The organism is Pseudomonas sp. 3B-A001-10F, from assembly GCF_056313565.1.
This window is the reverse complement of the sequence record NZ_JBQYFW010000046.1, coordinates 22,282-41,266: the sequence shown is the minus strand read 5'-3', so window position 1 is coordinate 41,266 and position 18,985 is coordinate 22,282. Positions and strand designations below refer to the sequence as shown.

General features: G+C 58.9%; 20 protein-coding genes and 1 other RNA gene. 16 read left to right on the top strand and 5 right to left on the bottom strand.

Annotated features, from left to right (window positions below; all coding sequences use genetic code 11):
- Positions 1-65 precede the first annotated feature (65 nt).
- The gene (locus AC0ZWN_RS27010; RefSeq protein WP_093430694.1) at positions 66-1,106 is read right to left on the bottom strand and encodes an NADP(H)-dependent aldo-keto reductase; all 1,041 of its coding nucleotides are present in this window, start codon (positions 1,104-1,106) and stop codon (positions 66-68) included.
- A 245-nt stretch (positions 1,107-1,351) separates the two neighbouring features.
- Between AC0ZWN_RS27010 and rplM the strand changes: the two genes are divergently transcribed.
- The 7 genes from rplM to AC0ZWN_RS26975 all read left to right on the top strand — a co-directional run bounded on the left by rplM (position 1,352) and on the right by AC0ZWN_RS26975 (position 6,237).
- Complete coding sequence (gene rplM, locus AC0ZWN_RS27005; RefSeq protein ID WP_007917032.1) at positions 1,352-1,780, top strand: 50S ribosomal protein L13; 429 nt, start codon at positions 1,352-1,354, stop codon at positions 1,778-1,780.
- A 14-nt stretch (positions 1,781-1,794) separates the two neighbouring features.
- Positions 1,795-2,187: a 30S ribosomal protein S9 gene (rpsI, locus tag AC0ZWN_RS27000; protein ID WP_008080273.1), complete on the top strand. Its 393-nt coding sequence runs from the start codon at positions 1,795-1,797 to the stop codon at positions 2,185-2,187.
- 269 nt (positions 2,188-2,456) lie between these two features.
- Positions 2,457-3,050 carry a ubiquinol-cytochrome c reductase iron-sulfur subunit gene (gene petA, locus AC0ZWN_RS26995; protein ID WP_003228055.1) on the top strand — a complete coding sequence of 198 codons (594 nt, stop codon included), beginning with the start codon at positions 2,457-2,459 and terminating at the stop codon, positions 3,048-3,050.
- The gene (locus AC0ZWN_RS26990) at positions 3,050-4,261 is read left to right on the top strand and encodes a cytochrome b (RefSeq protein ID WP_093430693.1); all 1,212 of its coding nucleotides are present in this window, start codon (positions 3,050-3,052) and stop codon (positions 4,259-4,261) included. Before petA ends, AC0ZWN_RS26990 begins: the two co-directional genes overlap by 1 nt.
- On the top strand, positions 4,261-5,043 hold the full coding sequence (locus tag AC0ZWN_RS26985; protein WP_093430692.1) for a cytochrome c1: 783 nt from the start codon (positions 4,261-4,263) through the stop codon (positions 5,041-5,043). The genes AC0ZWN_RS26990 and AC0ZWN_RS26985 overlap by 1 nt, the downstream gene beginning before the upstream one ends.
- A gap of 146 nt (positions 5,044-5,189) precedes the next feature.
- A complete protein-coding gene (locus tag AC0ZWN_RS26980; protein ID WP_007917025.1) occupies positions 5,190-5,807 on the top strand; it encodes a glutathione S-transferase N-terminal domain-containing protein in 618 nt (205 codons plus the stop codon).
- 16 nt (positions 5,808-5,823) lie between these two features.
- Positions 5,824-6,237 (top strand): ClpXP protease specificity-enhancing factor, encoded by a 414-nt coding sequence (locus AC0ZWN_RS26975; protein ID WP_007917024.1) that lies wholly within the window; start codon positions 5,824-5,826, stop codon positions 6,235-6,237.
- Between the two features lie 51 nt (positions 6,238-6,288).
- Here AC0ZWN_RS26975 and AC0ZWN_RS26970 read toward each other — a convergent pair whose 3' ends face one another.
- The 4 genes from AC0ZWN_RS26970 to AC0ZWN_RS26955 form a co-directional block, all read right to left on the bottom strand.
- Entirely contained in the window at positions 6,289-6,867 is a 579-nt protein-coding gene (locus tag AC0ZWN_RS26970) for a BON domain-containing protein (RefSeq protein WP_007917023.1), read from the bottom strand.
- On the bottom strand, positions 6,864-7,457 hold the full coding sequence (locus tag AC0ZWN_RS26965) for a phosphoheptose isomerase (protein WP_093430691.1): 594 nt from the start codon (positions 7,455-7,457) through the stop codon (positions 6,864-6,866). The genes AC0ZWN_RS26970 and AC0ZWN_RS26965 overlap by 4 nt, the downstream gene beginning before the upstream one ends.
- Before the next feature lie 104 nt (positions 7,458-7,561).
- Entirely contained in the window at positions 7,562-7,924 is a 363-nt protein-coding gene (locus AC0ZWN_RS26960; protein ID WP_476337406.1) for a YraN family protein, read from the bottom strand.
- The gene (locus tag AC0ZWN_RS26955; protein WP_476337404.1) at positions 7,924-9,735 is read right to left on the bottom strand and encodes a penicillin-binding protein activator; all 1,812 of its coding nucleotides are present in this window, start codon (positions 9,733-9,735) and stop codon (positions 7,924-7,926) included. The genes AC0ZWN_RS26960 and AC0ZWN_RS26955 overlap by 1 nt, the downstream gene beginning before the upstream one ends.
- A gap of 177 nt (positions 9,736-9,912) precedes the next feature.
- On the opposite strand from AC0ZWN_RS26955, the gene rsmI reads away from it, so the two are divergent.
- The 9 genes from rsmI (at position 9,913) to mraY (ending at position 18,981) form a co-directional block, all read left to right on the top strand.
- Positions 9,913-10,818 carry a 16S rRNA (cytidine(1402)-2'-O)-methyltransferase gene (rsmI, locus tag AC0ZWN_RS26950; protein WP_093430688.1) on the top strand — a complete coding sequence of 302 codons (906 nt, stop codon included), beginning with the start codon at positions 9,913-9,915 and terminating at the stop codon, positions 10,816-10,818.
- A gap of 73 nt (positions 10,819-10,891) precedes the next feature.
- Positions 10,892-11,245, top strand: an RNA gene (gene rnpB / locus AC0ZWN_RS26945) — RNase P RNA component class A.
- Between the two features lie 402 nt (positions 11,246-11,647).
- The gene (mraZ, locus tag AC0ZWN_RS26940) at positions 11,648-12,103 is read left to right on the top strand and encodes a division/cell wall cluster transcriptional repressor MraZ (RefSeq protein ID WP_007917012.1); all 456 of its coding nucleotides are present in this window, start codon (positions 11,648-11,650) and stop codon (positions 12,101-12,103) included.
- Positions 12,100-13,047: a 16S rRNA (cytosine(1402)-N(4))-methyltransferase RsmH gene (gene rsmH, locus AC0ZWN_RS26935; RefSeq protein WP_449123688.1), complete on the top strand. Its 948-nt coding sequence runs from the start codon at positions 12,100-12,102 to the stop codon at positions 13,045-13,047. Before mraZ ends, rsmH begins: the two co-directional genes overlap by 4 nt.
- Complete coding sequence (ftsL, locus tag AC0ZWN_RS26930; RefSeq protein WP_007917008.1) at positions 13,044-13,337, top strand: cell division protein FtsL; 294 nt, start codon at positions 13,044-13,046, stop codon at positions 13,335-13,337. The genes rsmH and ftsL overlap by 4 nt, the downstream gene beginning before the upstream one ends.
- Complete coding sequence (locus AC0ZWN_RS26925) at positions 13,337-15,076, top strand: peptidoglycan D,D-transpeptidase FtsI family protein (protein ID WP_191625156.1); 1,740 nt, start codon at positions 13,337-13,339, stop codon at positions 15,074-15,076. Before ftsL ends, AC0ZWN_RS26925 begins: the two co-directional genes overlap by 1 nt.
- Positions 15,076-16,539, top strand: coding sequence for a UDP-N-acetylmuramoyl-L-alanyl-D-glutamate--2,6-diaminopimelate ligase (locus tag AC0ZWN_RS26920; RefSeq protein ID WP_127929712.1), 1,464 nt, complete (start codon positions 15,076-15,078; stop codon positions 16,537-16,539). Before AC0ZWN_RS26925 ends, AC0ZWN_RS26920 begins: the two co-directional genes overlap by 1 nt.
- The gene (locus tag AC0ZWN_RS26915) at positions 16,532-17,899 is read left to right on the top strand and encodes a UDP-N-acetylmuramoyl-tripeptide--D-alanyl-D-alanine ligase (RefSeq protein WP_476337400.1); all 1,368 of its coding nucleotides are present in this window, start codon (positions 16,532-16,534) and stop codon (positions 17,897-17,899) included. Before AC0ZWN_RS26920 ends, AC0ZWN_RS26915 begins: the two co-directional genes overlap by 8 nt.
- Entirely contained in the window at positions 17,899-18,981 is a 1,083-nt protein-coding gene (mraY, locus tag AC0ZWN_RS26910) for a phospho-N-acetylmuramoyl-pentapeptide-transferase (RefSeq protein WP_007917000.1), read from the top strand. Before AC0ZWN_RS26915 ends, mraY begins: the two co-directional genes overlap by 1 nt.
- The last annotated feature ends 4 nt before the right edge of the window (positions 18,982-18,985 follow it).

Genomic DNA, 18,985 nt, shown 5'->3' with positions numbered 1-18,985 from the left:
ACAACTAAGCAGCACATTGATTACCTGTGGGAGCGAGCCTGCTCGCGAAGCTTTTTAGTGGTGGATCAAGGTGCAGGGTTCGGATGATCTTTGTGAATCGCCTCGATCCCTTCCAGCACCTCGTCCGATAGCTTCAGATCGAAGCTGGCAATGTTGCTGTCCAGTTGCTCAAGCGTCGTCGCGCCAATGATGTTACTCGTGACGAATGGTTGCTGAGTGACGAACGCCAAGGCCATCTGCGCCGGGTCCAGACCGTGTTCACGAGCCAGCGCCACGTATCGGCTGCACGCTGCTTCCGACTGTGCATTGAAATAGCGGCTGAAGCGACTGTAGAGGCTCAGGCGACCTTTTGGCGGACGAGCGCCACCTTCGTATTTGCCTGACAGGAAACCAAACGCCAGCGGCGAATAGGCGAGCAGGCCGCACTGTTCGCGGATGGCGATTTCCGCCAGGCCCACTTCAAAACTGCGGTTGAGCAGGTTGTAGGGGTTCTGGATCGACACCGCGCGCGGCCAGCCACGCGCTTCGGCCAAGGCCAGAAAACGCATGGTGCCCCACGGGGTTTCGTTGGACAGGCCGATGTGGCGGATCTTGCCGGCCTTCACTTGCTCGTCGAGTGCTTCGAGAGTGTCTTCGAGCGGGGTCAGGTTGGCTTCGATCTTGTGCTTGTAACCCAGTTGTCCGAAAAAGTTGGTGCTGCGTTCCGGCCAGTGCAATTGATACAGGTCGATGTAATCGGTCTGCAGGCGCTCGAGGCTGGCGTCCACCGCTGCGGTGATGTGCTGGCGGTTATGGCGCAGGTTTTTGTCGCGGATGTAGTCGATGGTGTTGCCGGGGCCGGCGATCTTGCTGGCGAGGATCCAGTCGGCGCGGTCGCCGCGACTTTTGAAGTAATTGCCGATGTAGCGCTCGGTGGTGGCGTAGGTTTCGGCTTTCGGCGGCACCGGGTACATCTCGGCGGTGTCGATGAAATTGATTCCGGCTTCTTTGGCCCGTTCAATCTGCGCGAAGGCTTCAACTTCAGTGTTTTGCTCGCCCCAGGTCATGGTGCCGAGGCAGATTGCACTCACGTTCAGGTCGGTACGGCCTAGCTGGCGATAGTCCATCAGGTGCTCCTTGGGCAAAACAATCATAAAAGCAGGTTGAAATATTTTTCGCAATCTGCATAATTGCCGACCTCTTTCTGCAGTGGAAGTGATGCGCCGCCGCCGAAGAATCTTGCCGTTGAACGGACGCGCCGACCCGAGCCCCCGAAAGCGTCTGTATCCGGCTGCCTTTGACTTGTCAAAGTACGCACTATTCAGTAAGATCCGCCGTCTAATTTACAGGGCGGCCCCTGAGGCTATAAAGAATGAAAACTTTTACTGCTAAACCGGAAACAGTAAAGCGCGACTGGTTTGTCGTCGACGCTGCTGGTCAGACCCTGGGTCGTCTGGCCACCGAAATCGCGAGCCGTCTGCGTGGCAAGCACAAGCCTGAGTACACTCCTCACGTTGACACCGGCGACTACATCGTCGTAATCAACGCCGAGCAGATTCGTGTTACCGGTGCTAAAACCACTGACAAAATGTACTACTCCCACTCCGGTTTCCCGGGCGGCATCAAGTCGATCAACTTTGAAAAGCTGATCGCTAAAGCCCCTGAGCGCGTGATCGAGACCGCGGTTAAAGGCATGCTGCCTAAAAACCCACTGGGTCGCGACATGTACCGTAAGCTGAAAGTCTATGCGGGCGCTGCACACCCACATACTGCTCAGCAGCCCCAAGAACTGAAGTTTTAACGGAATAGTACATTATGTCGGCGACTCAAAATTACGGCACTGGCCGTCGCAAGACCGCAACCGCACGCGTTTTCCTGCGTCCGGGTACTGGTAACATCTCCATCAACAACCGTTCGCTGGAAAACTTCTTCGGCCGTGAAACTGCCCGCATGGTAGTTCGCCAGCCGCTGGAGCTGACTGAGACTGTCGAGAAGTTCGACATCTACGTCACCGTGATCGGCGGTGGTGTAAGTGGTCAAGCTGGCGCAATCCGCCACGGCATCACTCGCGCTCTGATGGACTACGACGAAACCCTGCGTGGCGCTCTGCGCAAAGCTGGCTTCGTTACTCGCGACGCCCGTGAAGTTGAACGTAAGAAAGTTGGTCTGCGTAAAGCGCGTAAGCGTCCGCAGTACTCGAAGCGTTAATTCCGCTTCCGCGTTCAAAAAGAACGCCCGCCTCCTCACGGAAGCGGGCGTTTTTTTATGCCTGTGATTTATCAAAGAATTGCGCTGCGACAACTTGCCACTTCCGTAGACCCCCTATACTGCAAGGCTTGAGGGTAAGAGCTCCGGGTAATTCCCTTGTCAGAATTGGGGCTTTTCATTACCATTCGGCAAAATTTTTATAAGTAACATTGATTTATTTAGTAGATGCCTGATTTAACAGGCCACAAAAGCTGATGGGAGAGGACTGAATGAGCAATGACGGCGTGAATGCAGGCCGGCGTCGCTTCTTGGTAGCAGCCACATCCGTGGTGGGTGCTGCAGGAGCGGTGGGGGCTGCGGTCCCGTTCGTGGGGTCATGGTTTCCCAGTGCCAAGGCGAAAGCCGCCGGTGCACCGGTGAAAGTGAATGTCAGCAAAATCGAGCCAGGACAGCAGATGATTGCTGAATGGCGCGGCCAGCCGGTGTTCATTGTCCGCCGTACTGCGGAAATCCTGGGGAATCTCAAGAAGATCGAGGGCCAGCTCTCCGATCCAACCTCCAAAAACTCCACGCAACCCACCTATGTCGACCCTGAAGTGCGTTCGATCAAGCCGGAAATTCTGCTGCTGATCGGGATCTGCACGCACCTGGGTTGCTCACCAACTTTCCGTCCCGAAGTGGCACCTGCGGATCTCGGCAAAGACTGGGTCGGTGGCTATTTCTGCCCTTGCCACGGCTCCCACTACGATCTGGCTGGCCGCGTCTACAAGTCGCAACCTGCGCCTTTGAACCTGCCAGTTCCCCCGCATTCCTATGAGACCGATGACCTGATTGTCATCGGCGTCGATACGGAGAAAGCGTGATGAGCAAGTTCATGGATTGGGTTGATGCGCGCTTTCCTGCGACCAAAATGTGGGAAGACCATCTCAGCAAGTATTACGCTCCAAAAAACTTCAACTTCTTCTATTTCTTCGGCTCTCTGGCGCTGCTGGTGCTGGTCAACCAGCTCGTCACCGGCGTCTGGCTGACGATGAGCTACACGCCATCGGCAGAAGAGGCTTTTGCGTCTGTCGAAGGCATCATGCGTGACGTCAATCACGGCTCGATTTTGCGTCTGCTGCACGCTGTCGGCGCTTCGATGTTCTTCATCGTGGTGTATCTGCACATGTTCCGCGGCCTGCTTTACGGTTCGTACCAGAAACCGCGCGAGCTGGTCTGGGTCTTCGGCATGCTGATTTATCTGGCGCTGATGGCTGAAGCGTTCATGGGTTACCTGCTGCCATGGGGTCAGATGTCCTACTGGGGTGCCCAGGTGATCATCTCGCTGTTCGGTGCGATTCCGGTGATCGGCAACGACCTGACGCAGTGGATTCGTGGTGACTATCTGATCTCCGGAATCACCCTGAACCGCTTCTTCGCCTTGCATGTCGTGGCTCTGCCGATCGTGATTCTCGGTCTGGTGGTACTGCACATTCTGGCGTTGCACGAAGTCGGTTCGAACAACCCTGACGGCGTCGACATCAAGAAGCACAAAGATGAAAACGGCATCCCGCTGGACGGCATTGCTTTCCACCCGTACTACACCGTGAAAGACATTGTCGGTGTCGTGGTGTTCCTGTTTATCTTCTGCTTTATTGTGTTCTTCTTCCCGGAAATGGGTGGCTATTTCCTCGAAAAACCAAACTTCGAGCCGGCCAACCCGTTCAAGACGCCGGAGCATATCGCGCCGGTCTGGTACTTCACGCCGTTCTACGCGATCCTGCGAGCAATCCCTGACAAGCTCATGGGCGTTATTGCCATGGGCGCTTCAATTGCTTTCCTGTTTGTCCTGCCGTGGCTCGATCGCAGTCCGGTCAAATCCATGCGCTATAAAGGCTGGATGAGCAAAGTCTGGCTCGTCATATTCTGCGTTTGCTTTGTGCTGCTTGGCTGGACTGGCGTGAAAGCTCCGACGCCGTCTCTGACGTTGCTGTCGCAGGTCTGCACCTTCCTGTACTTCGCGTACTTCATCCTGATGCCGTTCTACACCAGGCTCGAGAAGACCAAACCGGTTCCGGAAAGGGTGACTGGCTGATGAAAAAGTTATTTTTTGCTCTGATTTTTGCTGCTCTGCCTGTTCTGTCCTTCGCCGCTGAACACGGTGGTCCGGAGTTGGAAAAGGTCGACATCGACGTTTCCGACAACGCTGCGCTGCAGGATGGCGCACGTACCTTTGCCAACTATTGCATGGGTTGCCACAGTGCCAAGTTCCAGCGTTACGAGCGGGTGGCCGATGATTTGGGCATTCCTCACGAAATGATGCTGGAGAAACTGGTGTTCACTGGCGCCAAGATTGGCGATCACATGAACATCGGCATGCAGCCGGCAGACGCCAAGACCTGGTTTGGTGCTGCACCACCGGATCTGACCCTGGTCGCTCGCGTACGCGGCACCGACTGGCTCTACGGTTACCTGAAGTCGTTCTACGAAGATCCTGCACGTCCATGGGGCGTGAACAACAAGGTTTTCCCGAACGTCGGCATGCCTAACGTGCTGGTCGGCCTGCAAGGTCGTCAGGTCGTGGGTTGCAAACAGGTGCAGATCGTCGAAGACGGCAAGAAGCAATATGATCCGCTGACCGGTACGCCTCTGACTCATGAAGCGTGCGATCAGCTGACCATCGTGCCGAAAACCGGTGCTCTGAACGAAGAGCAGTTCGATGAGAAGGTCAAGAATCTGGTAACCTTCCTGGCTTACTCGGCTAACCCGGTTAAGCTGCAACATCAGCGCATCGGTACTTATGTCTTGCTGTACCTGGCGTTCTTCTTTGTGTTCGCCTACCTGCTCAAGCGTGAATACTGGAAAGACGTGCACTGATACGCTTCAAGCATTGCTGTTAATCGCGCGCGCCCAAGGGCGCCTCCGATAGCGCAACGTCTGGTTTGCCAGGTGTTGCCGGAGGCGCCCTCTGGGCGCGCGCGTTTTTCCGGTTCCGATAATTTCAACAAGCGAGGAGGATCGCCATGGGCGTGACCAATCGGTTGGCCTGTTACTCCGACCCCGCCGACCACTATTCCCACCGAGTGCGCATCGTGCTTGCAGAGAAGGGTGTCAGCGCCGAGATCATTTATGTGGAAGCTGGTCGCCAGCCGCCTAAACTGATCGAGGTAAACCCTTACGGCAGTCTGCCGACGCTGGTCGATCGTGACCTGGCGTTGTGGGAGTCGACCGTGGTGATGGAATATCTGGATGAGCGTTACCCGCACCCGCCATTGATGCCGGTTTATCCGGTGGCGCGTGCCAACAGCCGTTTGCTGATTCATCGAATTCAGCGCGACTGGTGTGGTCTGGTGGATCTGATTCTGGATCCCAAGTCCAAGGAGGCCGCGCGTGTCGTGGCGCGCAAGGAATTGCGTGAAAGCCTGACGGGCGTGTCGCCGCTGTTTGCCGACAAGCCGTTTTTCCTCAGTGAGGAACAAAGTCTGGTGGATTGCTGCCTATTGCCAATACTCTGGCGTTTGCCGATTCTGGGTATTGAACTGCCGCGGCCAGCCAAGCCGCTGCTTGATTATATGGAGCGCTCGTTTGCGCGTGAGGCTTTCCAGGCGAGTCTGTCTGGTGTCGAACGCGATATGCGCTAAGGCTTAAGGAGCCGCTATGAACTCCAGTCGACCTTATCTGGTCCGCGCGCTCTACGAGTGGATTGTTGATAACGATTGCACCCCGCACATGCTGGTCAATTCCGAGTACCCGGCAGTGCAGGTGCCGCAGGGTTTCGCCAGCGACGGGCAGATTGTCCTGAACATCTCGCCGAGTGCTGTGCGTCATCTGCACATGGACAACGACGTGGTGACCTTCGAGGGGCGCTTCGGTGGCGTTCCGCACAGCTTGTACGTGCCGATCAGCGCGATTCTGGGTATCTACGCCCGGGAGAACGGTCAAGGCATGGTGTTTGATCTCGAGTCGCCGATGGATGACGAAGAAGAGATCGAGTCGGATGACGACTTGCCGCCACCGGACAGCGAGCCGCCGCGACCTAGCGGCCGGCCAAGCCTGAAAGTGGTGAAGTAATAAAAAAGGCGATCCGGATGGATCGCCTTTTTTATTACATAGGGTTGTGCGTCAGTCGATGTATTCGAACAGCTTGACGATCTTCTGCACGCCGGAAACGCCCTGAACCAGATTGGTCGCCTGAGTGGCTTCCTGTTTGGTCAGCAGGCCCAGCAGGTAGACGATGCCGTTCTCGGTCACGACCTTGATGCGCGAACCGGGAATGCTGGCGTCGGTGAGCATCTGGGTCTTGATTTTGGACGTCAGCCAAGTGTCATTCTGGCGAGCCAGGAAACCGGACGGCGGTATGACCTGCAGTTCGTTATGAACAGTTTTTACCCTTTGCACGGCGGCTGCCGCTTGCTCGGCTTTGGCTTTCAAGTCTGCGCGAGGCGTTTGACCGGCCAGCAAGACAACGCCGTTGAAACTGGTGACGACGATGTGCGAATCGTTGTCCAGGGCTGGGTCGGCTTTGGCCACGTTTACGCCCACTTTGGTTTCGATCAACGAGTCATCGATCTTGCTGCCGAAGGTGCGGGTACCGCGGTCGTCGTCGATCGGTGCTTCACGGCTGGCGTTCACCACTGAGGTGCAGCCACTGATGCCGAGGCACAGGGTCAAGGCCAGAAGGCCAAGGCGATTAGGGGTCATTCTTCACTCCCGAACAGTTGGCTGTCGATCAGATCGCAGAGGCAATGGATCGCCAGCAAGTGGACTTCTTGAATACGTGCAGTGACATTGGCCGGTACGCGGATCTCGACGTCTTCGGGCAGCAGCAGTGACGCCATGCCGCCACCATCGCGTCCGGTCATAGCTACGACAATCATTTCGCGATCATGTGCGGCCTGGATCGCTTGAATAATGTTCGCCGAGTTACCGCTGGTCGAAATCGCCAGCAGCACATCGCCCGACTGGCCGAGGGCGCGGATCTGCTTGGAGAACACTTCGTTGTAGCTGTAGTCGTTGGCGATCGAGGTGATCGTCGAGGTATCGGTGGTCAGCGCAATCGCTGGCAGGCTCGGACGCTCGCGCTCGAAGCGGTTGAGCAGCTCCGAGGAAAAATGCTGAGCGTCGCCGGCCGACCCACCGTTGCCGCACGAGAGCATTTTGCCTCCGTTGAGCAGGGTGTTGACCATGATCTGGCTGGCTTGCTCGATGTGCGGTGCAAGTACGTCCATCGCCTGTTGCTTGGTGTCGATACTGGCCTGGAAAAGCTGGCGAATTCGGGATTGCATGTCCATCTGTGTGACCTTAAGTAGCGCGGCTGTCCGGCACATGAATGTGCAGCCCGCAAAGCAAAGAGCAAAATTTGTCGGTGGGATTGTCCGGGTCGCAACGCCGACGATCAACTGTCGAAAGCATTCTGCAACCAGTTCAGTTGACTCGGATGGCTGTCGATGGCCACCACGTCGAAGCGGCAAGGGGAATTGGCCCAACGCGATTCGCGCTGAAGAAAATACTGTGCAGCGAAAATCAGTTTCTGCTGCTTGCGCCCATCGATGCTAGCGAGCGCGCCACCCCATTGAGTGTTTTTTCTGTAGCGAACTTCAACGAATACTACTGTATCGCCATCAAGCATGACCAGATCAAGCTCGCCGCGTTTGCATAACCAGTTCTGCGCCAGCAGGCACAGACCTTGTTGTTGCAGATGCTCGAGCGCTTGGCGCTCGGCATCCTTGCCGCTTTGCGAGCGTGACCTGTCGGGCATCAGCGCGGGGTGTCCGGCAGGCGCTGTACCTGCCCGCTGACGAACTGCGCCCAAGGCAACTGGCGCACAACGCGTTGGGTCTGGGTCATGCCGAGGCTGCCCGACTCACCGTCGATGCGGCTGTCCGGCAGGGCCTTGAGTTGACCCAGGCGCGGTGCCAGGCGGTAGGCATCCACACCCATCGCGTACAGGCGGCCGAGGCTGCCGGCGGCTTGCGGCCACTGCGCAACCACTTGCTGACGCAGTGGATCGCTGGAGTCCAGCAGCCATGGGGTTTCGCAGAAGCGAATGCCGTTCATGTCGTTGTACTGATTCACGTCGCCGCTGGCGCTGTAAACGTGCGACGTCGCGTACACCGGAACGTCACCTGCGTACTGGAAGTTCAGGGTTGGCTTGATCTGCTGAGCCTGTTGCGGGGTTGCGGCGAGGAAGATGAATTCGATGTCCTGACGACGCGAAGGCTGCGCGGCGACGTTGGTGCCGGCGGCATTCTGCAGGCTCTTGGCGCGCGCTTCGCTTTGACGCAGCTGGAACATGTCGGCGATCTGCTGGGCCAGTTGCACCGGCTGATCAACGCGCTCGGTCGCTACGATGCTGCCACCATTCGCTTGCCAGTCCTGGCTGAAAGCGCGCAATACGCGATCGCCCCATTCACCTTTCGGCACCATGATCGCGGCGCGGTGCAGGCCATCGGCACGGGCGCGACGCGAGACTTCGCGGGCTTCGTCTTCAGCGGCCAGACCAAACTGGAACAATTGTGCCGGGCCTTGATCACCTTCGCTGTAGTTCAGCGCAAGGGTGGTGATCGGCAGCTGCGGGCGAGTGCTCAACTGTTTGACCAGTGGTTTTTCCAGCGGGCCAACGACCAGTTGCACGCCGTCAGCCTGAGCCTTGCGGTAGAACTCGTCCATCGAAGTCAGTTTCGAGCTGTCGTAGAACTCGATTGCTGGGGGCTTTTGTCCGGCCTGTTGCGCCTGGTAGTGCGCAGCCATGAAGCCTTCACGTAGCGCCTTGCCAACAGCGGCCAGCGGGCCGTCCTGTGGCAGCAGCAGGGCGATCTTGCTCAGTGGCTGGCTGGCCAGTTCCTTGAGTTTGGTCAGCGGCAACGGCAGGTTGATCGCCGCCGGGTGCTTTGGATTCTGCGCGCGCCAGGTGTCGATCGCCGCTTGCTGTTGTTCCAGGGTGCCAGCGGATTTCACTGCCATGGCCAGGCCCATCCAGCCGCCGAGGTCGTCGGTGCTGTTCGGTTGCAGTTGATCAGTTGGCAGCGAGCCGATCAGGGTCCAGATCGCTTCGTGGTTCTTGCTCGCGGCTTCGCCTTGCAGCATCGGCGCGATGAACACGCGCTCGCGGGCAGCGGCCAGGGTCTGGCCATCGGCCTCAAGGGCGCGGGCATGTACGGTGCCGGTGCGCACTTGCTGCTCTTCAGGCATCTCGCCCAAGTGCTGCAGGCTTGGGTGGCTCAGGGCGGTCAGCGCGGCTTTCGGCTGATTGCGCGTCATCGCCAGTTCAGCGTTCAAGGTGCTGGCGAAAATCTGCTGGCCGGGCTTGAGTTGCTCCATCGGCACTTGTTGCAGGATTTGCGCGGACTGTCCGGCATTGCCCTGACGGTAGGCCAGGTCTGCGGCGCTCAGGCGCAACAGGGCGGCTTTTTCCGGGGTTTTCGCCTGGCTAGCCTGTTCGAGCAGTTGCTCGATGCTGGCATCCGGGGTCCGTGGAAGTTCGCCAAGGCTGGAGGAAGGGGAGCTGGCGCAAGCCGCCAACAAGGCAGCGAGGCAGAGGGCAGTGAACAGCCGCAGGCAAGCGATCATGTAAGTGTTCCTGATACTCGATCAAATTAGCGTCGAATTGTACCCAAGCACTGGCCGGGGCGCGATGTTACTGGCGTGAATCGGACGATTTAGCTGAAGTAAATGTTGCAGTGCTGCATAACCACGGACAAAACCGTGATGGCTCGAAGCGCGTCGCAAGCCTCGTGTCGCGCTACAATGGCCGCTTTTACCGATCACGAGGTGTGCGCTTTGACTGCTCCAGGTTCCCTGAATTCCGCTGCTGGCTCGCTTTATGTGGTGGCGACGCCCATCGGCAACCTGGACGACATCAGCGCCCGGGCCCTGAAGATCCTCCGCGAAGTGGCCTTGATCGCTGCCGAAGACACTCGTCACTCGGCGCGCCTGATGCAACACTTCGGGATCGGCACGCCGCTGGCCGCGTGTCATGAACACAATGAACGAGATGAAGGTAGCCGCTTTATTACCCGCTTGCTGGCGGGTGATAACGTCGCGTTGATTTCCGATGCGGGAACGCCGCTGATTTCCGATCCGGGGTATCACCTGGTGCGTCAGGCCCGCGCGGCCGGGATCAATGTCGTGCCAGTGCCGGGCGCCTGTGCGCTTATTGCCGCGCTGTCGGCGGCCGGTCTGCCGTCTGACCGTTTCATCTTCGAAGGGTTTCTGCCGGCCAAGTCGGTCGGACGCAAGGCGCGACTGGAAGCGGTTAAAGAAGAGCCGCGTACGTTGATTTTCTACGAGGCCCCGCACCGCATTCTTGAATGTCTGCAGGATATGGAAGCCGTGTTTGGCGGTGAGCGCCAGGCATTGCTCGCCCGCGAGATCACCAAGACCTTCGAAACGCTCAAAGGTCTGCCATTGGCCGAGTTGCGCGCGTTCGTCGAATCCGACAGCAATCAGCAGCGTGGCGAATGCGTAGTGCTGGTGGCGGGCTGGACGGCACCGGAGTCCGAGGATGCGGTCAGCAGCGAGGCGATGCGTATTCTTGATCTGTTGCTCGAAGAGATGCCGCTCAAGCGTGCCGCCGCGTTGGCAGCACAAATCACTGGCGAGCGCAAAAACGTGCTGTATCAGGTTGCGCTGGAGAAACAGAAAGGCGTGTAGGCCGTCACCCATAGCGGTCTTGAGGCTTTTAGCGCTTGTTCTTCGGGCGCTCTGCCGTTAACCTTCGCGGCGGAGAGTCGATCGGACAGTCGCTGCCCTCTATGAAAATTAGGGGGGGGAGGAAAGTCCGGGCTCCATAGGGCGAAGTGCCAGGTAATGCCTGGGAGGCGTGAGCCTACGGAAAGTGCCACAGAAAATAACCGCCTAAGCGCTCAAGCGCCGGTAAGGGTGAAAAGGTGCGGTAAGAGCGCACCGCACGTCTGGCAACAGTTCGTGGCTAGGTAAACCCCACTTGGAGCAAGACCAAATAGGGTCTCAAGGCGTGGCCCGCGCTGGGACCGGGTAGGTTGCTAAAGATGTCCAGTGATGGCCATCGTAGACGAATGACTGTTCAAGACAGAACCCGGCTTACAGATCGACTCTCCACCTTTTTCTTTCCCTGCTTGAATCATTGGCAACAGGGCTGTGTAATATCAGCAGGCCTGCTCTGAAAGTCCGGCAGCGGCAAACGCAGTAATAGCCATTTCCCACCTTGCTTCAATCAACAGCAGAAGCGCTTTTGTAATACCGAAAAAATCTTACTCTTAACAAATTACTTTAACTTTCGAGCGCAGCTTTCAGTGCTGCATCAAGTTATTGGTCAAAAGTATCCGCCAGATTCTCGTTGCACCTCCTTTTATGCTCCTAAATCTCCGTTCTGTAAGGGTTTTCCTTTAATCCGCGCCTTGACGGTGTGGTGGGCGCATTCCTATAGTGTGCGCAAGTGGCGGAAAGTGGCATGAAGTGGGTTTTTTGAGCTCAAAACGATAAAAATTGGAGAAACGCAGACGTGTTTCGCGGAGCTAACGCTATCAGTCTCGATGCAAAGGGCCGTCTCGCCATGCCGAGCCGGTACCGTGACGAGCTCGATTCGCGTAGTTCTGGCCAATTGATCGTGACCATTGATGCCGTTGATCCGTGTTTGTGTGTCTATCCGCTCGACGAGTGGGAAATTATTGAAACCAAGTTGCGCGCGCTTCCTTCGCTTCGCGAAGAGAACCGTCGCCTGCAACGTTTGCTGATTGGTAATGCCGTCGACCTCGAACTCGATGGCAGCGGTCGTTTTCTGGTTCCACCGCGTCTGCGCGAATACGCCAAGCTCGATAAGCGCGCGATGCTGGTAGGCCAACTGAACAAGTTCCAATTGTGGGACGAGGATGCATGGAATGCGGTATCTGCCGCTGACCTTGCTGCTATTCAACAACCGGGCGCGATGCCTGATGAACTGCGTGATTTGATCCTGTGACTATTGATAGCGGCTTTAACCACATCACCGTACTGCTTGACGAAGCCGTCGAGGCTCTCGCCGTACGTCCTGATGGCTGCTATCTGGACGGCACGTTCGGGCGCGGCGGACACAGCCGGTTGATCCTCAGCCAGCTCGGCACGGACGGCCGGCTCATCGGATTCGACAAAGATCCACAAGCGATTGCCACCGGGCAAACGCTAGCGGCCGAAGACGGCCGCTTTGTCGTTGTGCAGCGCAGCTTTGCCGAACTGGGTTCGGTGGTTGCCGAGCAAGGTCTGGCCGGCAAGGTCAGCGGCATTCTGCTTGACCTCGGCGTGTCTTCGCCGCAGCTCGACGACGCTGAGCGCGGCTTCAGTTTCCTCAATGACGGCCCGCTCGACATGCGCATGGACCCGTCCCGTGGCATCAGCGCTGCCGAATTCGTCAACACCGCGCCGGCTGAGGAAATCGCCCGGGTGTTCAAGGAATACGGCGAAGAACGTTTCTCCGGTCGTATGGCCCGCGCCGTCGCCGAGCGTCGCGATATCAAGCCGTTCGAGCGCACTGCCGATCTGGCCGAAGTATTGAAAGTCGCCAACCCGGCATGGGAAAAGGGCAAGAACCCGGCCACCCGGGCATTCCAGGGTTTGCGCATTCACGTCAACAACGAACTGGGTGATCTGGAAACCGGCCTCGAAGCCGCGCTGGACGCGCTGGAAATCGGCGGCCGTCTGGTCGTGATCAGCTTCCACTCGCTGGAAGACCGTATCGTCAAACTGTTCATGCGCAAGCTGGTGAAAGGCGAAGCCGACAACCTGCCGCGCAACCTGCCGGTTCGCCATGTCGCGTTCGAACCGAAAATCAAAGTCCATGGCAAAGCGCAGACGGCCTCCGACGCCGAACTCAAAGCCAACCCACGTTCCCGTAGCGCCGTCATGCGCGTCGCGGAGAAGCTGCGGTGAGCAAGCTTTTCGCCAAGCCACTGCCCGGCGGCAGCTTTCTGATGCTGCTGCTGTTTATCGGCGTGCTCGTCTCGGCCATCGCCGTGTCGTACAGCGCGCACTGGAACCGGCAGTTGCTCAACACCCTTTATAACGAACTCAGCGTGCGCGACAAGGCGCAGGCCGAGTGGGGTCGTCTGATTCTCGAGCAGAGCACCTGGACCGCGCACAGCCGCATCGAGGTGCTGGCCACCGAACAACTGAAAATGCACATTCCGGGCGCGGCTGACGTGAAGATGGTGGCGCCATGATGAAACTCGAAGGCGCACTCTTCCCATGGCGCTTCCGTCTGATGGTGGCGCTGCTCGGCGTGATGGTCGCGGCGATCTGCTGGCGCATCATCGACTTGCAAGTGGTTGACCGTGACTTCCTCAAAGGTCAGGGCGACGCGCGCAGTCTGCGTCACATTCCGATTCCGGCTCACCGTGGTCTGATCACCGACCGTAACGGCGAGCCGTTGGCCGTGAGTACCCCGGTGACTACGCTGTGGGCCAACGCCAAGGAAATGCAAACGGCCAAAGAGAAGTGGCCGGCACTTGCTGCCGCGCTGGGTCAGGATCCGAAAGCCCTGACCGAACGCCTCGAAGCCCAGGCCAACAAAGAATTCATTTATCTGGTGCGCGGGCTGACCCCCGAGCAAGGCCAGGCTGTGCTCGATCTGAAAGTCCCTGGCGTCTACGGCATCGAAGAATTCCGCCGGTTCTACCCGGCCGGTGAAGTCACCGCGCACATGGTCGGTTTTACCGACATCGATGACCACGGTCGTGAAGGTGTCGAGCTGGCTTATGACGAATGGCTCGCCGGGGTGCCGGGCAAACGACAAGTCATCAAGGATCGGCGCGGTAGGCTGATCAAGGATGTTCAGGTCACCAAAAACGCCAAGGCCGGCAAGCCCTTGGCGTTGTCCATTGACCTGCGTCTGCAATATCTGGCCAACCGCGAACTGCGCAACGCGATCATTGAGAACGGCGCGAAGGCCGGCAGCTTGGTGATCATGGACGTCAAGACCGGCGAGATTCTCGCCATGGTCAACCAGCCGACCTACAACCCGAACAACCGCCGCAATCTGCAGCCGGCAATGATGCGTAACCGCGCGATGATCGACGTGTTCGAACCGGGTTCGACCATGAAAGCCATCTCGATGGCCGCCGCAATCGAAACCGGCCGCTGGAAACCGAGCGACACCGTCGAGGTGTATCCGGGCTCCCTGCAGATCGGCAAGTACACGATCAAGGACGTCTCCAAGAGCGAAGGTCCGGTGCTCGACCTGACCGGCATCCTGATCAATTCCAGTAACGTCGGCATGAGTAAGGTCGCGTTCGATATCGGCGGCGAAACGATTTTCCGCCTCGCGCAGAAAGTCGGTCTCGGCCAGGACACCGGCCTTGGCTTCCCGGGCGAACGTGTCGGCAACCTGCCGAACTACCGCGATTGGCGCAAGGCTGAAACCGCAACGCTTTCTTACGGCTACGGTATTTCCGTGACCGCGATTCAACTCGTCCACGCGTTCTCGGCACTGGCCAACAACGGTCGTCTCGCACCGCTGACCCTGATCAAAACCGACAAGCCGCCGCAGACCACGCAAGTGCTGCCGGAAGCCGTGGCGAAAACCTTGCAAGGCATGCTCACCCAGGTGATCGAAGCGCCGCGCGGCGTGTTCCGTGCTCAGGTGCCGGCGTATCACGTGGCGGGCAAGTCGGGTACTGCGCGTAAGACTTCGGTGGGCACCAAGGGCTACGCGGAAAACTCTTATCGCTCGCTGTTCGCCGGTTTCGGTCCTATGAGCGATCCGCGATACGCGATTGTTGTGGTGATCGATGAGCCGTCCAAGGCCGGTTACTTCGGTGGTCTGGTTTCCGCACCGGTGTTCAGCCGTGTGATGTCCGGCACCCTGCGCCTGATGAACGTAACGCCGGACAACCTGCCGACGACGCAACAAGCCAACGCTACCCCGGTCGTTCCGCTGAAAGCCAATGGAGGGCGCGGCTGATGTCATTAAGTCTGAACAAGATATTCCCCCACGCCGGCCACGATCTGTTGATCCGTGAATTGGCGCTGGACAGCCGCAACGTACGCGCGGGCGATTTGTTCCTCGCCGTGCCCGGCGGCAAATTCGATGGCCGTGCACACATTGCCGATGCCTTGCAACGTGGCGCGGCAGCGGTGGCGTATGAAGTGGAAGGCGCCACCGTGCTGCCGATCACCGACGTGCCGCTGATTCCGGTCAAAGGCCTGGCAGCGCAGCTGTCGGACATCGCTGGGCGTTTTTACGGTGAGCCAAGTCATCACCTGAACCTGATTGGCGTGACCGGCACCAATGGTAAAACCAGCGTGACCCAATTGGTCGCGCAGGCGCTGGATCTGCTCGGCCAGCATTGCGGCATCGTCGGGACCTTGGGTTCCGGCTTCTATGGCGCCCTGGAAAGCGGTCTGCACACCACGCCGAATCCGATCGCCGTGCAAGCGACCCTGGGCGACCTGAAAAAGGCCGGCGCCAAAGCCGTGGCCATGGAAGTCTCGTCCCACGGTCTGGATCAGGGCCGCGTGACGGCGCTGGCGTTCGACGTTGCGGTGATGACCAACCTGTCCCGCGATCATCTGGATTATCACGGCAGCATGGAGGCGTACGCCGAGGCCAAGGCCAAGCTGTTCGCCTGGAATGATCTGAAGTGCCGCGTGGTCAACCTCGACGACGATTTCGGCCGGCAACTGGCCGCTGAAAAACGTGAATCGCGCTTGATCACCTACAGCCTGCTCGACAGCAGCGCTTACCTGTTCTGCCGCGAAGCACAGTTCGACGACCACGGCGTGCGCGCCACGCTGGTTACGCCGCAGGGCGAACATCATCTGCGCAGCACCTTGCTCGGTCGTTTCAACCTGAGCAACGTACTGGCAGCAGTCGGTGCCTTGCTCGGTCTGGATTACGCGCTCGACGAAATTCTCAAAGTACTGCCGAAACTCGAAGGCCCGGCCGGGCGCATGCAGCGTCTTGGTGGTGGCACTCAGCCGTTGGTGGTGGTCGATTACGCGCACACCCCAGACGCGCTGGAAAAAGTCCTGACCGCGTTGCGCCCGCACGTCAAAGGTCAGCTGCTGTGCCTGTTCGGCTGCGGCGGTGACCGTGATCGCGGCAAGCGTCCATTGATGGCCGAAGTGGTCGAGCGTCTGGCCGATCAGGTGCTGGTCACCGACGACAACCCGCGCACTGAAGATCCGGCAGTGATTTTCGATGACATCCGCGCCGGTTTCACGGCTGTGGATAAAGTCACCTTCGTTGCGGGCCGTGGTCAGGCGATTGCGCAACTGGTCGCTGGCGCGTCCGCCGAAGACGTGATTGTCCTGGCCGGTAAAGGTCACGAGGACTATCAGGAAATCAACGGCGTGCGTCATGCCTTCTCTGATCTGGTCGAGGCCGATCACGCCCTGACCGCTTGGGAGGTGGCCCATGCTTAAGGCCCTCAAACTCAGCGAACTGACCAACGCGCTCGACGCCCGTTTGATCGCCGCCGATGCCAGTTTCGACGGCGTCAGCATCGACAGCCGTGCGATCCAGCCCGGCCAACTGTTTATTGCGCTGACCGGCCCGCGTTTCGATGGTCATGACTATCTGAATGATGTCGCTGGCAAAGGCGCCGTTGCCGCGCTGGTCGAGCGTGAAGTCGCCGACAGCACGCTGCCGCAACTGCTGGTCAAAGACACCCGTCAGGCCCTCGGCCAATTGGGTGCCTTGAACCGTGCCGCGTTCACTCAGCCAGTCGCTGCCATCACTGGCTCCAGCGGCAAGACCACGGTCAAGGAAATGCTCGCGAGCATCCTGCGCACGCGCGGTCCGGTGCTGGCGACCCGTGGCAATCTGAACAACGACCTCGGCGCGCCGCTGACCCTGCTCGAATTGGCCCCGGAACACACTTCGGCGGTGATCGAACTGGGCGCCTCGCGTCTGGGTGAGATCGCTTACACCGTTGGCCTGACCAAGCCGCACGTGGCGATCCTCAACAATGCCGGCACCGCGCACGTCGGTGAGTTTGGCGGGCCGGAAAAAATCGTCGAAGCCAAAGGCGAAATCATCGACGGGCTGGCGGCCGACGGCGTCGCCGTGCTCAACCTCGATGACAAGGCCTTCGGTATCTGGAAGACCCGTGCGGGCGCTCGCAAGGTGCTGACTTTCGCCCTGAGCAACACTCAGGCGGACTTCTACGCCAGCGACCTGAGCACCGATGCTCGTGGTTGCCCGGCCTTCAATCTGCACACACCTGAAGGTGTCGAGCGCGTTCAACTGAACCTGCTCGGCACCCACAACGTCGCCAATTCCATGGCCGCCGCCGCTGCCGCTCACGCCTTGGGCGTGTCGCTGTTCGGCATCGCTACCGGGCTTGGCGCCGTGCAACCGGTCAAGGGTCGCACCGTCGCGCAACTGGCGAGAAACGGTATGCGCGTGATCGATGACACTTACAACGCAAACCCCACCTCGATGTGCGCGGCCGTTGATATACTCGCCGGCTTTTCCGGCCGCACCGTCCTGGTGCTCGGAGATATCGGCGAGTTGGGCGATTGGGCGGAGCAGGGGCACCGCGACGTGGGCGAGTACGCCCGGGGCAAGGTTTCCGCGCTTTATGCCGTTGGGCCAAACATGGTTCACGCCGTAAACGCTTTCGGTGAACAGGCGCATCACTTCGGCACGCAAGCCGAACTGATTCAGGCCCTCGACGCCGAGCAGGACACAAACACCACCATTTTGATCAAGGGTTCGCGCAGTGCAGCGATGGAAAACATCGTTGCGGCTCTGTGCGGGTCCAGTCTGGAGAAACATTAATGCTGCTGCTGCTAGCGGAGTATCTGCAACAGTTCTACAAAGGCTTCGCGGTCTTTCAGTACCTGACCCTGCGCGGGATCCTCGGTGTGCTGACCGCGCTGGTTTTGTCGCTGTGCTATGGCCCGTGGATGATCCGCACCCTGCAGAACCGTCAGATCGGTCAATCCGTGCGTAACGACGGTCCGCAATCGCACCTGTCCAAGTCGGGCACCCCGACCATGGGCGGCGCGCTGATTCTGTCTTCGATCGGCGTCAGCACTCTGCTTTGGGCTGACCTGAGCAACCGCTACGTCTGGACTGTTTTGCTGGTGACTCTGCTGTTCGGCGCCATCGGTTGGGTCGACGATTACCGCAAGGTCATCGAGAAGAACTCCCGTGGCTTGCCGAGCCGCTGGAAGTATTTCTGGCAGTCGGTGTTCGGCCTCGGCGCGGCGATTTTCCTTTATATGACCGCCTCCACGCCGGTGGAAACCACGCTGATCCTGCCGATGCTCAAGGACTACAGCATTCCGCTGGGCCTCGGTTTCATCGTGCTGACTTACTTCGTGATCGTCGGTTCGAGCAACGCAGTCAACCTGACTGACGGCCTCGACGGTCTGGCGATCATGCCAACCGTGATGGTCGGCGGTGGCCTCGGCATCTTCTGCTACCTGTCGGGTAACGTGAAATTCGCTGAATACCTGCTGATTCCCTACGTGCCGGGCGCGGGCGAACTGATCGTGTTCTGCGGCGCGCTGATCGGTGCCGGTCTCGGTTTCCTGTGGTTCAACACCTATCCGGCGCAAGTGTTCATGGGCGACGTCGGTGCACTGGCACTCGGCGCGGCACTGGGCACCATCGCGGTGATCGTCCGTCAGGAAATCGTCCTGTTCATCATGGGCGGCGTGTTCGTGATGGAAACCCTGTCAGTCGTCATTCAGGTTGCGTCCTTTAAGCTGACCGGTCGCCGTGTGTTCCGCATGGCACCGATTCACCACCATTTTGAACTCAAGGGCTGGCCCGAGCCGCGCGTGATCGTCCGTTTCTGGATCATCACCGTGATTCTCGTGCTGATCGGCCTTGCCACCCTGAAGCTGAGGTAGAACG